15 protein-coding genes and 1 pseudogene are annotated in these 13,153 nt (G+C 68.9%); 8 read left to right on the top strand and 8 right to left on the bottom strand.

Going from position 1 to position 13,153, the window contains the following annotated elements:
* Positions 1 to 6: 6 nt before the first annotated feature.
* The 3 genes from LTT66_RS18680 to LTT66_RS18670 all read right to left on the bottom strand — a co-directional run bounded on the left by LTT66_RS18680 (position 7) and on the right by LTT66_RS18670 (position 2,798).
* Positions 7 to 591: an LGFP repeat-containing protein gene (locus LTT66_RS18680; RefSeq protein ID WP_233059939.1), complete on the bottom strand. Its 585-nt coding sequence runs from the start codon at positions 589 to 591 to the stop codon at positions 7 to 9.
* A 186-nt stretch (positions 592 to 777) separates the two neighbouring features.
* A complete protein-coding gene (locus LTT66_RS18675; RefSeq protein WP_181723426.1) occupies positions 778 to 2,163 on the bottom strand; it encodes a PhoH family protein in 1,386 nt (461 codons plus the stop codon).
* Between the two features lie 266 nt (positions 2,164 to 2,429).
* Positions 2,430 to 2,798, bottom strand: coding sequence for a DUF488 domain-containing protein (locus tag LTT66_RS18670; RefSeq protein ID WP_233059938.1), 369 nt, complete (start codon positions 2,796 to 2,798; stop codon positions 2,430 to 2,432).
* 86 nt (positions 2,799 to 2,884) lie between these two features.
* Between LTT66_RS18670 and LTT66_RS18665 the strand changes: the two genes are divergently transcribed.
* Complete coding sequence (locus LTT66_RS18665; RefSeq protein ID WP_195095032.1) at positions 2,885 to 3,157, top strand: hypothetical protein; 273 nt, start codon at positions 2,885 to 2,887, stop codon at positions 3,155 to 3,157.
* Between the two features lie 6 nt (positions 3,158 to 3,163).
* Here LTT66_RS18665 and LTT66_RS18660 read toward each other — a convergent pair whose 3' ends face one another.
* Both LTT66_RS18660 and LTT66_RS18655 read right to left on the bottom strand, forming a co-directional pair.
* Positions 3,164 to 3,586 (bottom strand): limonene-1,2-epoxide hydrolase family protein, encoded by a 423-nt coding sequence (locus LTT66_RS18660; RefSeq protein ID WP_233059937.1) that lies wholly within the window; start codon positions 3,584 to 3,586, stop codon positions 3,164 to 3,166.
* Positions 3,583 to 4,326 carry a TetR/AcrR family transcriptional regulator gene (locus LTT66_RS18655; protein ID WP_195067690.1) on the bottom strand — a complete coding sequence of 248 codons (744 nt, stop codon included), beginning with the start codon at positions 4,324 to 4,326 and terminating at the stop codon, positions 3,583 to 3,585. The genes LTT66_RS18660 and LTT66_RS18655 overlap by 4 nt, the downstream gene beginning before the upstream one ends.
* Positions 4,327 to 4,440: 114 nt before the next feature.
* Between LTT66_RS18655 and LTT66_RS18650 the strand changes: the two genes are divergently transcribed.
* The 6 genes from LTT66_RS18650 (at position 4,441) to LTT66_RS18625 (ending at position 9,257) form a co-directional block, all read left to right on the top strand.
* Positions 4,441 to 5,637, top strand: a complete 1,197-nt coding sequence (locus LTT66_RS18650; protein WP_233059936.1) for an FAD-dependent monooxygenase — start codon at positions 4,441 to 4,443, stop codon at positions 5,635 to 5,637.
* Between the two features lie 200 nt (positions 5,638 to 5,837).
* Positions 5,838 to 6,224 (top strand): hypothetical protein, encoded by a 387-nt coding sequence (locus LTT66_RS18645; RefSeq protein WP_233059935.1) that lies wholly within the window; start codon positions 5,838 to 5,840, stop codon positions 6,222 to 6,224.
* Positions 6,221 to 6,817, top strand: a complete 597-nt coding sequence (locus tag LTT66_RS18640) for a DUF3558 domain-containing protein (protein ID WP_233059934.1) — start codon at positions 6,221 to 6,223, stop codon at positions 6,815 to 6,817. Before LTT66_RS18645 ends, LTT66_RS18640 begins: the two co-directional genes overlap by 4 nt.
* Positions 6,818 to 6,835: 18 nt before the next feature.
* The gene (locus LTT66_RS18635) at positions 6,836 to 8,044 is read left to right on the top strand and encodes a hypothetical protein (protein WP_233059933.1); all 1,209 of its coding nucleotides are present in this window, start codon (positions 6,836 to 6,838) and stop codon (positions 8,042 to 8,044) included.
* Positions 8,041 to 8,781: an ESX secretion-associated protein EspG gene (locus tag LTT66_RS18630; RefSeq protein WP_233059932.1), complete on the top strand. Its 741-nt coding sequence runs from the start codon at positions 8,041 to 8,043 to the stop codon at positions 8,779 to 8,781. The genes LTT66_RS18635 and LTT66_RS18630 overlap by 4 nt, the downstream gene beginning before the upstream one ends.
* A 35-nt stretch (positions 8,782 to 8,816) precedes the next feature.
* Complete coding sequence (locus tag LTT66_RS18625; RefSeq protein ID WP_233059931.1) at positions 8,817 to 9,257, top strand: nuclear transport factor 2 family protein; 441 nt, start codon at positions 8,817 to 8,819, stop codon at positions 9,255 to 9,257.
* A 74-nt stretch (positions 9,258 to 9,331) separates the two neighbouring features.
* On the opposite strand, the gene glyA is transcribed toward LTT66_RS18625, so the two are convergent.
* Together glyA and LTT66_RS18615 are read right to left on the bottom strand one after the other, a co-directional pair.
* A complete protein-coding gene (gene glyA / locus LTT66_RS18620; RefSeq protein ID WP_233069317.1) occupies positions 9,332 to 10,558 on the bottom strand; it encodes a serine hydroxymethyltransferase in 1,227 nt (408 codons plus the stop codon).
* Between the two features lie 190 nt (positions 10,559 to 10,748).
* On the bottom strand, positions 10,749 to 11,264 hold the full coding sequence (locus LTT66_RS18615) for an LmrA/YxaF family transcription factor (protein ID WP_233059930.1): 516 nt from the start codon (positions 11,262 to 11,264) through the stop codon (positions 10,749 to 10,751).
* Between LTT66_RS18615 and LTT66_RS18610 the strand changes: the two are divergent.
* Positions 11,265 to 11,540 (top strand): annotated as a pseudogene (locus LTT66_RS18610) (PaaI family thioesterase); the annotation flags it as partial.
* A gap of 300 nt (positions 11,541 to 11,840) precedes the next feature.
* On the opposite strand, the gene LTT66_RS18605 reads toward LTT66_RS18610, so the two are convergent.
* Entirely contained in the window at positions 11,841 to 13,040 is a 1,200-nt protein-coding gene (locus tag LTT66_RS18605) for a DUF885 domain-containing protein (RefSeq protein WP_233059929.1), read from the bottom strand.
* Positions 13,041 to 13,153: the final 113 nt, after the last annotated feature.

The following is a 13,153-nucleotide window of genomic DNA, read 5'->3' as shown; positions in this document are numbered from 1 at the left end:
GGGTTACTACTTCGGCGTGACGGTGATAGTACCGTCCACCCAGGTGATGGTGCCGCCGGTGAAATCGCTCTGCTTACCGCCTGGGATGTCCTTCTCGTCGCTGACCGGGTAGCCGAGCTGGCCCTGCGCGCCGCCGTTGTCCTCCCACGCCTTGCGGATCTCACCCCAGACGACGTGCGGTTCGCCTTCCTTGGCCTCGTAGATCGTGCCGCCCGCGAAGTCCTGGTACTCGCCGTCGTCGGGGCCCTTCTCCTCGGCTTCCAGCGGGAGGCCGAGCGTGCCGGTGGGGCCGCCGAGCTCGGTGTACTTCTCGTAGATGTCGCCGTCGACGGAGATCTCACCGGCCGGAGTGGGGATCTTGGTCCCTTCGGCGGCCGGGCCCGCGGTGCCCGTCGCACGGTTCTCGGTGGTGGTCCGGTCGTTGTCGGGCGTGGTGGTCCCGGGCGCGAGCGTGGTCATCATGGTCGTCACCATGCCGGTCATGGTGGCGGCGGTGTCGGAGTCGTTGTCGTCGCCACAGCCGGCCAACGCCAGCCCTGCCGCGGCGAGCACCGCGGTGAATCCAGCCGTTCGTCGAGCGAAGTGGTGCATGTCCATCCTCTCGCTGTGGGCTACCGGCACACACCACGGGCTCCGTGACGCCGCGCGTAGCCTCGGCCGATTGTCAGGCGATGACCCGGTGACCGACGAGGTCACCGGGTCATATCGAACAGCTATCGCGGCGGATATTACCCGGCGGATGTGCCGTGAAACACACCCTCGGGCGGTGCTGCGGGATCAGGCGTTGGGGCCGTATTCCTCCAGCATCTCGGTGACCAGCGCCGCGATCGGCGAGCGCTCGCTACGGGTCAGCGTGATGTGCGCGAAAAGCGGATGGCCTTTGAGCTTCTCGACCACCGCCGCGACGCCGTCGTGCCTGCCGACGCGCAAGTTGTCGCGCTGAGCCACATCGTGGGTGAGCACCACCCGCGAGCCGGTTCCCAGGCGGCTGAGCACCGTGAGCAGGACATTCCGCTCCAGCGACTGGGCTTCGTCCACGATCACGAAGGAGTCGTGCAGCGACCGCCCGCGAATGTGGGTCAGCGGCAACACCTCCAGCATGTCGCGGGCGAGCACCTCCTCCATCACCTCGCGGCTGGCCAGCCCGTCGAGCGTGTCGAAGACCGCCTGCGCCCAGGGGCCCATCTTCTCGCTCTCGCTGCCGGGCAGGTAGCCCAGCTCTTGGCCGCCGACCGCGTAGAGCGGGCGGAACACCACCACCTTGCGTTGCGTGCGCCGTTCCAGCACCGCCTCCAAGCCCGCGGTCAACGCCAGCGCCGACTTGCCCGTGCCCGCGCGGCCGCCGAGCGAGACGATGCCGACGCTCTCGTCCAGCAGCAGATCGAGGGCGATGCGCTGCTCGGCGGACCGGCCGTGCAGCCCGAACGCCTCGCGCTCGCGCACCAGCTGCACCCGCTTGTCCGGCGTGACCCGGCCGAGAGCGCTGGAGCTGACGCCGAGCAGCCGGATGCCGGTGTGGCAGGGCAGCTCTCGCGCCTCGTCCAGATCGATCACCGACTCGGCGTAGAGCTGATCGATGCGCGCCGTGCTGACGTCGAGCTCCACCATGCCGGACCAACCGGAGGTCACCACGTCCTGGGCGTGGTACTCGTCGGCGTGCAAGCCCACCGCGCCGGCCTTGACCCGCAGCGGAATGTCCTTGGACACCAACACCACTTCGCGGCCCTCGGCCGCGAGGTTGAGCGCACAGGCCAGGATCCGGGCATCGTTGGTGTCGGTGCGGAAGCCGACCGGAAGGACCGCGGGATCGGTGTGGTTCAGTTCCACCTGCAACGTTCCGCCCTCGGCGCCGATCGGCACCTGCTGATCCAGCCTGCCGTACTGCAGGCGCAGATCGTCCAGGTTGCGCAGGGCTTCGCGCGCGAACCAGCCCAGTTCGTGATGGTGCCGTTTGGCCTCGAGTTCACTGATGACCACCAGGGGTAACACCACGTCGTGCTCGCCGAACCGGGTGAAGGACCAGGGATCCGACAACAGGACGGACGTGTCGATGACGAAGGTTTTGCCGGCTGATTGCGAGGGGCGGGCCCCCTTCGCGGCGGCTCCGCCTTTCGCGGAGCTGGAGTTCGCCGAGGGAGCGGAAACGGAGCGTGCAGCAGTCACGGTGGGCTCCTCTGTGTTCGCGCGGCAGTCGCACGAACGATCTCGCTGGACCGGTCCGTCCTGATGGACCCGACGTTGCCGTCAGGCGCCACGAGGGCCGGGGACCGGCCCCCTCGTACTGAGTAGCTCAGTCACGGCCAGGACCTCCCGTACGAGCCACACCGCCGCGGCCCGCACACCCGACGCTACCTTCGACCGGGGCATCCGCGCTCAGGGACCGGGAAGCATGTCCGTGAATTTGTGGTAAACCCGCACGTCGCGCGGGTTCAACGCAGCACGTCGAGCAACACCGGAACATGGCTGTTCGCCGGATCCTGTACGGCGGTGAGCAATGTCACCGGACCTTCGGCGGCCATCGTGCGCAATTCCCGCAAATATTGCTGAACATCCGGCGCCGCCAGTTCCGCGCGGTAGCGGCGGGCGAATTCCGGGCCGCGCGCGTCCCGGTCGGCATGGAACCAGCGGCGCAATTCGGTGGACGGGGTGAGCGCCTTGGGCCAGCGATCGACCCGCGCTTGCGCTTTGGTGAGCCCCCTCGGCCAGAGCCGGTCGACCAGCACCCGCGTGCCGTCGTCCGGGTCCGGGGTGTCGTAGACGCGCTTCACGCGGAAGGCGGGCGGCGTTTGCGGTGTCATAGCAGTCATCGCAGCACGGCTTCCGGGGACGATAATGATTCGCCACGCGGTCGCTGTCGCCCGATTCGACGGTTAGAGTCGCTGGTATGTCCGGTAATGAGGATTTGGAGAAGCTGTCGTCGAAGGAGCTGCACGACCGGGCGATGAAGCTGGCCGTGCGGCGCGGCGACGTGAGGTTCCTGTGGCGGCTGCTCACCTCGATCCCGGCCGCGGAGGCCGCGGCGGGCAACGTGGGCGAGAGCGAGGCGGACATCAAGTACGTGCTGCCGATGCTCGACCAGTACGTCCACGCGGGCGACGGCGCGGTCGCCGAGGTGCTGCGGCCGGTCTACCTGGACTACCTGGCTCAGCACTCCTGAGCCGGGTCAGCCCCGCTTCAGCGCCGCGCGCCAGAGGCCGACTCCGGTGCCGCGCAGGACGTTCTCCCAACTGAAGTGGTCGTGCCACAGGATGATTCGGCCGTCGCGCAGTTCGAAGGTGCCGGTCACCCAGAATCCGACACGCACCGGCCCGAAGCGCAGGTAGTCGGTGCGGTCGGTGAGCACGACGTCGCCGTCGGCGGCGATGTGATGCAGGTCGACGCCGAAGCCGAGCCAGTCGCGGCGGAGGCCGCGCAGCACGCCCGCGACCCGGCGCAGGCCCTTCACATCGGGCAGCGAGGTGTTCTTCCAGACGATGTCCGGGTGCAGCAGGTCGATCGCCTCCTCGGCGGCGCCGATTTCCAGCGCGGCGAAGAACTCCCGCACGGTGGTGATCGAGTCCTGTCTCAGGTCGGGTTCGTCGGTCATGGTCCGAGCGTAGGCCGCGCCGGTCCTCCGCGGCGCGCGATGAGCACGGCCAGTCCGTCGAGGATGCGCCCGATGCCGAATTTCAGCGCGCCCTCTCCTCCGGCGACCGCACCCTCCTCGGCGAAGGCGGCGACCGCGGCCGGGTAGCGATCCGCCGCCGCGGCCACCATCTCGGCCAGCTGCCCGGCGATCTGTTTCTCGAACTCGTCGGCGTCCACCACCCGCGTCTGCTGCACCAGGCTGCGGGCGTGCCCGATCAGCAGGACGACGGTGTCCAGGCGCTCGGCGGTGGTGAGCCCGGTGTCGGCGAGCGCCGCCAGCGCGGACTCCATCCAGGCCATCTCGTTCGGCCCGATCGGCCGCACCCCCACCGACACCTCCAGCGACCAGGGGTGCTCGCGCAAGCGTTCGTAGACCGTCTCGCACCACACGCTCAGCCGGCCGCGCCAAGCCTCCTCCGCCGCGCCGTCGACGCCGCCCATCTCCGGGGGTGCGCCCAGGGCGGTGTCCAGCATCAGCGCGACGAGTTCGGCCTTGCCCGGCACGTAGCGGTAGAGCGACATCTTGGTGAAACCCAGGCGCTCGGCCAGGCGCTGCATGGACAGGCTCGCCAGCCCTTCGGCGTCGGCCAGCGCGATCGCCTCCGCGACGATCCGCTCCACCGACAGCGCGGGTTTCGGACCGCGCGTCGGGCGGTGACCGGTACCCCAGAGCAGTTCGAGTGTGGTCGGTGTCGGCATGCCCGAAATCCTTCCGGAGAACGTCTTGACCCGAAACTGTGTCTACCATACGCTGATCAGCGTCCGTCGGATACAGTTTCCTTTGGACACAGATTTTTGACTCTGGAGAGACTCATGCGCAGCACCACCGTCCTCGTTTCCGGCGCCGGCATCGCCGGGCCCGCTCTGGCCTACTGGCTGCACCGATACGGATTCGCGGTCACCGTCGTCGAGCGCGCCCGCACGCTGCGGCCCGGCGGTCAGGCGATCGACTTCAAGGGCCGCACCCACCGCACCGTGCTGGAACGGATGGGCATCCTGCACGACGTCGAGGAGCGCAGGACGGGCACCACCGACACGGTCTTCGTGGACGAGCGGGGCTCGCGGCGGGCGCTGATGTCGGGCGAATTCACCGGCGGCGACGTCGAAATCCTGCGCGGCGACCTGTCCGAAATCCTCTACAGCCGCACCGGCGACCGCTGCGAGTACCTGTTCGGCGATTCGGTCGCCGCGCTCACCGAGACCGCGGCAGGCGTGCACGTCGAGTTCGAGCACGCGCCCGCACGCACCTTCGACCTCGTCTTCGGCGCGGACGGCATCCACTCGCGGGTTCGCCGCCTGGCCTTCGGCCCCGAGCGCGACTTCGTGAAGTACCTGGGCTACTACTACGCCGTCGCGGGCGCGAGCCCACGGGGCGGCAAGACAGCCGGACGGCCCGAACGCGCGACCGCCTACGGTCACAACGCTCCAGGACGACTCGCGATCAGCGGCGGACCGAAGGCGCAGCAGATGTACATGTTCGCCGCTCCCGAACTCGACTACGCCCGCGACGACAGCGCGGCCCAGCGCCGCATCCTCACCGAGACCTACGCCGAGGTCGGCTGGGAGGTGCCGCGCATGCTCACCGAACTGGCCGGATTCGACGATTTCTACATGGACTCGATCAGCCAGGTCCGCATGCCGGACGGATACACCAAGGGCCGGGTCGCCCTGGTCGGCGATTCCGCGTACGGAAACACGCTGGGCGGCTTCGGTACCGGGCTCGCCGTGGTCGGCGCGTACGTCATCGCGGGGGAACTCGCCCTGGCGGACGGCGATCACACGACCGCGTTCGCCCGCTACGACGAACTCATGAAGCGCTACGCGAAGATCGCGGGCAACAGCAACGCCGGTCGTTTCCTGGCGCCGAAGACCGCGCGCGGCATCAAGATGCGCGACTGGTTCCTCGAATCCCGGCTGTTCGCATTGATGACCAAGTACAGCGACAACGCCGCCAACGACATCGATCTGAAGGACTACCCCGCACTGGTCGGCACCGCCGGCGCGCGCTGATCATCCGCCACCCGCCTTGACAGCGATCGGACCCCGCGCGCCGGCCGGGGCAGGGCACGACATCCCAGTTCGCCGCGGCCGCGCCGCAGATGCAGTGAGGCACGACCGGTCGGCTCCGTGCGATCGGCTGTGTTTCGATGGAACCGGAGCGAGATCAGACGCGTCTATAAAGTCAGACGGCACTGACGGAAGGGGCGGCTATGGCGGACAGCCCGTTTCCCGGGTACATCGACGCTGCGAAAACCGGGGCATTGCAGGTGCGGATGGACCCGCAAGGGTTCGTCGAGATCGACCAGGCGTGCCAGGAGTTGATCGACCAGCTCACCGGTGCCCGCGCGGACGCTCGTGATCTAGGCGAGAAGACGCAGTGGGGGTTGGGCGAGGACAATCCGCGCCTTTCATCGGCAGTCGAACTGGTTCGGCTGTTCCGGGAGAAAGCTTTCGGGGGCCCGAACAACGCCTATGACACTCTGAGCGACTACATTTCCGTCGCCGAGGAGATCCGAGCCATGTTCAAGGCGATCTGCGACTCCTACCAGCGCACCGATGCCGAGTTCGCCGCCAAGATGCGGGAACTCGGCGTATGAGCGGCAGCGAGCACAGGGTTTTTCGGCCGACGGCGGGTTTCGCAGCAGCGGCGGCGCTGGCGGTACTGCTCATCGGATGTGGGGACGAGACCACGTCCTCACAGAATGCGACATCGATGACGCGACCGAATGCCGCAGGCACGGAGACGAGTTCGACTGCCGGGCCCGGCTCGCAGACATCGTTCGATCCCTGCACCGCCCTGACGCCTCAGTTCTTGGCCGACCACCAATGGGACGCGCTGCCACCCGTCCCTAAGCAGAACAGCACGAGCGGGATCAGCTGGAAGGGTTGCCGCTATGTCGCGCGAGCCGGGTACAGCCTCACGATCCAAACGACGAACGGGACGCTCGACCAGGTGAAGGAGAGGTTTCCTTCGGCCATAGGTGTCCCGATCGGTCGTCGGAATGCATTGCGGTACGAAGCTCGCCCTGACGTTCCTGGTGGCTGCACGGTCAACGTCGAGTTGCACGGCGGCTCGCTGTACATCCTCGTCGACGATCCGAGCGGCAAGCACCCACGCAAACTGTCACCGTGTGACAACGCCACCGACATCGCCCGAGCAGTCGCACCACTGCTGCCCGCGGGCAGCTGAACACCGGGGGAAGCGATCATGAGACAAACCGACGGCCGCGCGATCACCAATCCGGAGAACGCGCAGAGCTTCTCGCACGCGGAGATCAAACAGGCGGCGGACGCGATGAATCCGGCCGGGCTCGACAGCGCGCTCGCCGCGTGGTCGGCCATCGCCGCGGCGGTCACGAACGCGGGGCAGCAGTTCGAGTCCGCGATCAAGAAGGCCGTTGAGCAGCAGTGGGAAGGCGCGGCGGCCGACAGCGCGGTCCGCGGCGTGCGGGACTACGCGGCGCGGATGGGCGAATTCGGCGATGCGCTCGGCGCGCAGGGTGTGCCGCTGTCGGCGGCGGCGGACGCGGCGGCCAAGTTCAAGATGTCGGTGCCCGACCTGGCCGACACTTCGGGTGGCTCGGCCGATCCCGAACAGCGCAACTCGCGGGAGGAGCAAGCCCGCGACGAAATGAACACCCAGTACATCCAGCCGTACGGGGCCACCGCGCCGGCCATTCCCACGCTGCCGCCCCCGGTCAGCCCCGCCGCCGCGGCACCGGCGGGTATCGAGACCGGCGCCGGTACGGAAGCGGGCGTGAACGCCGGTTCGCAGCCGGTGGACGGCACTCGCCCCGCCGACACATCCTCCTCGGGCGACAAGCCGTCTTCCGGCGGCAATCACACCTCCGAGGACACCGCCACACCCAGCGATACGGCGGAGGAAGGCCACCCGGACGACCAGTCACAGCAGACGAGCGAAAACGCTCCGGAGACGACTACCCCGCAGGCCGTTTCGCAGAATCAGGACGCGGCGGCCACCACGCCCGCCTCCACCACGAGGACGCAGACGCCGACTTCGGCTACCCCGTTGCCGTCCACCGCGCCGCTGCCGACCGCGCCCGCCGCCGTCACGCCGGTGTCGTTCGACAGCAGGCCCAACGGCACGCCGGCCAGGCCGGGCACGCCCGGTGCGGTGGGAACTCCGAGCCCCGCGGAGAACGAAGCACGATCGGGCACTTCACGTCCCGCTCAGCCCACCGCCCCGGCCGCGTCCCCTGGGTCATCCGCTCCGGCGGGACGCCCCGGGGCGCCCGGCGTTCCCGGCTACCCGGGCATGGTCCCGCCGGGGATGCGCGGCAGGCGCACGGACGACGACGAGCACAAGTCGCCGAAGTACCTGCGCACCGAGGAACACGCGAAGGAATTGCTCGGCGAGGTGCAACCGACCGTGCCGCCCGCCCTCGGAGAGAAATGATGGCGCAGTGGTCGCTGTCGGCCGAGCAGTTCGCCGCGGCGTGGTTCGGGACCGGGCTCGATCGCATGCCCTTCCCGTTCCGGTTCACCAGCCGGTTTCCCGGCCTGAACGAGTACCAGGAGTATCAGCGGCAGTTCCGCGCCGAACTGGACCGCGACGAGCGGCTGCCCCTGCGCAGCGCGATCGGCACGCTGGCCGGCCCCGACTGGCGCATCGAACTGTTCGGCTACGACAACACGCGCGAGGGTGTCGAACTGCGCGCCGTCGCGTGCGGGACACGCACCGGCTCCGGTGTGCTCGCCGTGCAATCACCCGCGCCGGATGGTGGCCGAGTCCAGCTGCGCCGCTGCCGAGTCGACCAGCTCGCCACCGAAGTGGTGCGCCTACTGCCGCAAACCCCCGCTGGAACGGTCGGTGAGAAGAGCTTTTTGCTCGATGATCTCAACGACGATCGCCCGGATTTGTTCGGCAACGCGCCTGCCAGCCAGGCCAAGGAACGCTACCGGCGTTTCTGGCGGCAGTCGTGCACCACCCGCGGCACCGCCGTCGTGCTGCTCGGCCCGCGCAACGCCGCGCCGCTGCGGACCGGGCGCCTGCGCTGGATCGACACGACCGACGGTCGGTACTGCGAGGTGCCCGCCAATCGCGCCCTGATGATCCGACCCGGTACCAGCGCCGATATCACCCGATATCTGGACGAGTCGATCGTGCGGGCGAAAGCGCGCATGGATCGGTAGTTCCGGATCGCGGCGCCGCCTCGTAGTTTGAGACCATGGCAACTCGGGACGAGATCGAGGCATTTCTGGTCGCGTATCAGCAGGCGTTGAGCTCGTTCGACGCCGAGCGTTCGGCCGCGCTGTGGGGCACGCCGGGCACGATCGTGGGCGACGGATTCGTCGGTTCGCTGGCTTCCCGCGCGGACATGGCGGAGGGTCTGCGCCAGTCCTATCCCCTATATCGCGCGCTGGGGCTCGCGAGGGTGGACCACACCTTGCTGGGCCAGGTCGAACTCACCGCGCGCATCACCCGCCTGCACGTCCGATGGCACTTCTTCGACGCCGCGGGCGCATTGCTCACCGACAGTGACTACGAATATCTGCTGCGCCGCGATGACGACGACGTGCTACGCGTCTACGTCGCGGTCGCCATCGATGAAATGCGGAAGCTCATCGAACTCGCGGCCGCCAAAGGCATCGAGATACCGGGTTCCTGAGCCCGGCGGCGACTCGCGCTCCCGGCTTCGCACATCCGCTGACCGACAGCGGATGTGCGAAGCGGATGCGAGCGTCAGCCCAGCAGGCGCCAGTCCTCCAGACCGTCGTACAGCGGAACATCCTGCGCCAGCTTGCTCACCCGGGCGCGCAGCGAGTCCAGGTCGGCGCTGCCGGCCAGCGCCGCGGCGATGATGTCGGCGACCTCGGTGAACTCGGTGTCGCCGAAGCCACGGGTGGCCAGGGCGGCGGTGCCGATCCGCAGGCCGGAGGTGACCATCGGGGGACGCGGGTCGAACGGAACGGCGTTGCGGTTGACCGTGATACCGATCTCGTGCAGCAGGTCCTCGCCCTGCTGGCCGTCGAGTTCGGAGTTACGCAGGTCGACCAGCACCAGGTGCACGTCGGTGCCGCCGGTGAGCACGCTGATGCCCTTGTCCTTGACGTCGGCGGCGGTGAGCCGCTCGGCCAGGATCTTCGCACCCGACAGGGTGCGCTCCTGACGATTCTTGAACTCCTCGCCGGCGGCGATCTTGAACGCGACGGCCTTGGCGGCGATGGCGTGCATGAGCGGGCCGCCCTGCTGACCCGGGAACACCGCGCTGTTGATCTTCTTGGCGTACTCCTGCTTGGCAAGGATCAGGCCCGAGCGTGGACCGCCGAGGGTCTTGTGCACGGTGGAGGACACCACGTCGGCGTAGGGCACCGGCGAGGGGTGCAGACCGGCGGCGACCAGACCCGCGAAGTGCGCCATGTCCACCCACAGGTACGCGCCGACCTCGTCGGCGATCGAGCGGAACGCCGCGAAGTCCTGATGGCGCGGGTAGGCCGACCAACCCGCCACGATCACCTTGGGCCGCGCCTGCAACGCGATCTCGCGCACCTCGTCCATGTCGACGCGGTGGTCTTCCTTGCTCACCCCGTAGGAGTGCACCTCGTACAGCTTGCCGGAGAAGTTCAGGCGCATGCCGTGGGTGAGGTGACCGCCGTGCGCGAGGTCCAGGCCCAGCAGCTTGTCGCCCGGATCCATCAGCGACATCAGCACCGCGGCGTTGGCCTGCGCGCCGGAATGCGGCTGCACGTTGGCGAAGTCGGCGCCGAACAGCTCCTTGGCGCGGTCGCGCGCGAGGGTCTCCACCACGTCGACGTGCTCGCAGCCGCCGTAGTAGCGCCGCCCCGGGTAGCCCTCGGCGTACTTGTTGGTGAGCACGCTGCCCTGCGCCTGCAGCACCGCGCGCGGCACGAAGTTCTCCGAGGCGATCATCTCGAGTGTGTCGCGTTCGCGGGCGAGCTCGCCTGCCATCGCGGCAGCGAGCTCCGGATCGAGCTCACCGAGAGACTGGGAATTGACAGAGGCGGTCGTCTGCGTCACGGCCTCAGTCTATGGGCCGGGGGCCGATCCCCCGAGCAGGGGGTTCATCCCCTGTGTCAGCACAGGCGGGTCGGGTGGCCCGGTGGTGACGTGCGCCACGCTGGTGCGCGGCGAGCTGCCCTCAGCGGGATTCGCCGTCCTCGGGCAGGTAGTTCGCCAACAGCACCCCCAGCTGCCGTTGCGCGTCCACCAGCGGCTGCGTGGACTTCATCGCCCGCGCCTGGGCGATGGCGCCCTCCATCGCACTGAACGCGAAACTGCTGAAGGAGCGCGCCTCCTCGGCGGACATGCCCGCGGCGAGGAGCGCCGCGCCGAGCCGGTCGTGCCAGGCGGCGAAGACCTCGCCCGCCGCGGCCTGCACCCGAGGCTCGGACTCGGCCGGCGCGGCCCCGAGGACCGGGCAACCGGCTCGATAGCCGGTCTTCTCCAGTGCGGAGACCCACCAGCCGAGCAGCGAATCGAACCACCGGCGCGGCGGCGCGGCGGTGACCTTGTCGATCACCTCGCCGATCCGCGCGCCCGCTACCCGGGTGGCGGCCTCGACCAGCTCGCTCTTGCCCGCGGGGAAATGCTGGTAGAGCGAGTTGCGCGAGGCGTTGCTCCGTTCCAGCAGGGTGGTCAGCCCCGCGGCGTGCACACCCTGCTCGCGAATATCTGCGCCACCCTGCTCGACTCGGTGATGGGCTGCGCGGTGCACACGACGCTGGAGGCGGGCGTCGGATACACGACGCTGGAGCTGAAGATCAACTACATCCGCGCCGTTCCCACCGACGGACAACGCCTCACCGCCACCGGCACCACGATCCACGTCGGGCGCACCACCGCGACCGCCGAAGGACGGGTGGTCGACGAACAGGGCCGCCTGGTCGCACACGCCACTACCACCTGCGTCATCTTTCGCGCGCGAGCTTGACCCGAGGAGCGCACCCGCACGGACGGGCCCCTGATTCATGGGGCTCTACGAGCCGTAACGAGCGATGGTGCGCCGACCGGTTTTCCTGGTGACAGTGCACATCACCTGACGAAGGAACGAACATGGTCGGCTTGGTCTCGGTACCCAACTCCCCGGTCGAGGCGCTGCTGCGCACCCTCTCGCTGCTGCTGTGCAGCATCTCCGCGGGCGGGCAGGGCTGCGCGGTGATCCAGTAGCCCGTGTCCCACCCTGAGCCCGCGCGGCTCGGCCCGCCGGGGTCGAGCCGCGCGACCCGCCGGCTCACGCCGCGGCGCGCACCGCACCCGGAGTGAGCGGCTCGTCGAGCAGCCTGCGGAAGCGATCGGCTCGGTCGTCGGCGTCGACGGCGCGATCGAGCCATCCGCCCAGCAGCCGGTACCCCTCCACATAAGTGGAGATGTAGGCCCGCCACAGCGGCGAGGACAGGAACCGCAGCGACTGGCGCGCTCGCTCCGGCGTCGTCAAATTCCAGGTCTGCAAGAACTCCGCGACCTCGTCGTGCGTACGCCCCCGGTCGTGCAGCAGTAGCGCGGCGTCCTGGCGCACGCCGAGCAGCTTGGCCGAGGCGTTCGAAAGCCGTTCGGCTCGTTCGCCGTCGAAGCGCAGCCCGAGATCGGCGTAGATCTCCTGTGCCCACTTGCCCCACCCCGGCCCGACGATCGAACGCAGTGCCAGATCGGCGAGCCCCTCGGCCATCAGGCACTGCGGGGTGTTCACCAGGAACAACGTCTGCTCGGCCTGCCCGGCGGCCACCAGCCTGGCCTCCTTGCGGCAGTGCTCGGTGTGATGCCCCGGGTAGGACTCGTGCGCGATCAGCTGCGGCAGGTGCGCCATGTGCTGTTTCAGGTCGGAGTTGATCGCGACGCGGGAGCGGTAGTTGCCCAGGTAGTAGTTGAACCCGGACCAAGGCTTGTCCCCGACCACCTCGTAGATGACGTGCTCGTGGTCGGGCAGCGGATAGCGGGCGCGGACCAGCTCGCGCAGCGCGCTCGAGAACGCCTCGACGCAGGCCGACAGGCGTTCCGGGGGGATCTCGTCGGCTTTGCGATGCGCGGCCACCCGTTCGGCCAGCTGCCCGTCCCCGGCGAGCACCTCGTCCATCTGCCGGTGGGCGTCGCGGTAGTCGTCCACGTCGCCGGGTGCGATGTCCACGTCGAAGTACGCGCGCACTTCCTCGACGAACCCGATGTCGTCTCCGGCGAATTTCCGCCCGGAGCATTCCAGCGCGCGCAGGTGCACGTCGAGGAATTCGGCGCGCCCCGGCGCCAATCCGGCCTCCGGCACCGCGGCGCGCAACTCGGCGGCACGACGAGCCAGTTCGCGCGGCTGCGGCGCGGGTGCGTTCCGCACCTCGCGGCGCAACGCGGGATCGCCGGTGAAGGCGTCCACGAACCCTTCCTCCAACCGGTCGAAGGCCAAGCCGAGCCGCAGGTATTCGGTCACGAGCGGATGCGCTTCCATGCCAGCCGACATTAGCGGCTCACACCTGGCTCATCGAGTCGGTTACCAACCGGTAGTGGTACCCCGGTCATCCCACGATGTCGACGCGGAGCAGAATTCGGCTATGCGGCGAC

It is taken from the genome of Nocardia gipuzkoensis (genome assembly GCF_021183645.1).
In the GTDB taxonomy this organism is placed as follows: Bacteria; Actinomycetota; Actinomycetes; order Mycobacteriales; family Mycobacteriaceae; genus Nocardia; species Nocardia abscessus.
Note: the sequence above shows the minus strand (reverse complement) of the source record. Positions and strands in the feature narration are given on the sequence as shown.

Bases quoted from the DNA above. Each gene is read 5' to 3' on its own strand.
- LTT66_RS18680 (WP_233059939.1), bottom strand. From the start codon at position 591: ATGCACCACTTCGCTCGACGAACGGCTGGATTCACCGCGGTGCTCGCC.
- LTT66_RS18670 (WP_233059938.1), bottom strand. From the start codon at position 2,798: ATGACACCGCAAACGCCGCCCGCCTTCCGCGTGAAGCGCGTCTACGAC.
- LTT66_RS18665 (WP_195095032.1), top strand. From the start codon at position 2,885: ATGTCCGGTAATGAGGATTTGGAGAAGCTGTCGTCGAAGGAGCTGCAC.
- LTT66_RS18660 (WP_233059937.1), bottom strand. From the start codon at position 3,586: ATGACCGACGAACCCGACCTGAGACAGGACTCGATCACCACCGTGCGG.
- LTT66_RS18655 (WP_195067690.1), bottom strand. From the start codon at position 4,326: ATGCCGACACCGACCACACTCGAACTGCTCTGGGGTACCGGTCACCGC.
- LTT66_RS18650 (WP_233059936.1), top strand. From the start codon at position 4,441: ATGCGCAGCACCACCGTCCTCGTTTCCGGCGCCGGCATCGCCGGGCCC.
- LTT66_RS18645 (WP_233059935.1), top strand. From the start codon at position 5,838: ATGGCGGACAGCCCGTTTCCCGGGTACATCGACGCTGCGAAAACCGGG.
- LTT66_RS18640 (WP_233059934.1), top strand. From the start codon at position 6,221: ATGAGCGGCAGCGAGCACAGGGTTTTTCGGCCGACGGCGGGTTTCGCA.
- LTT66_RS18635 (WP_233059933.1), top strand. From the start codon at position 6,836: ATGAGACAAACCGACGGCCGCGCGATCACCAATCCGGAGAACGCGCAG.
- LTT66_RS18630 (WP_233059932.1), top strand. From the start codon at position 8,041: ATGATGGCGCAGTGGTCGCTGTCGGCCGAGCAGTTCGCCGCGGCGTGG.
- LTT66_RS18625 (WP_233059931.1), top strand. From the start codon at position 8,817: ATGGCAACTCGGGACGAGATCGAGGCATTTCTGGTCGCGTATCAGCAG.
- glyA (WP_233069317.1), bottom strand. From the start codon at position 10,558: ATGGCAGGCGAGCTCGCCCGCGAACGCGACACACTCGAGATGATCGCC.
- LTT66_RS18605 (WP_233059929.1), bottom strand. From the start codon at position 13,040: ATGGAAGCGCATCCGCTCGTGACCGAATACCTGCGGCTCGGCTTGGCC.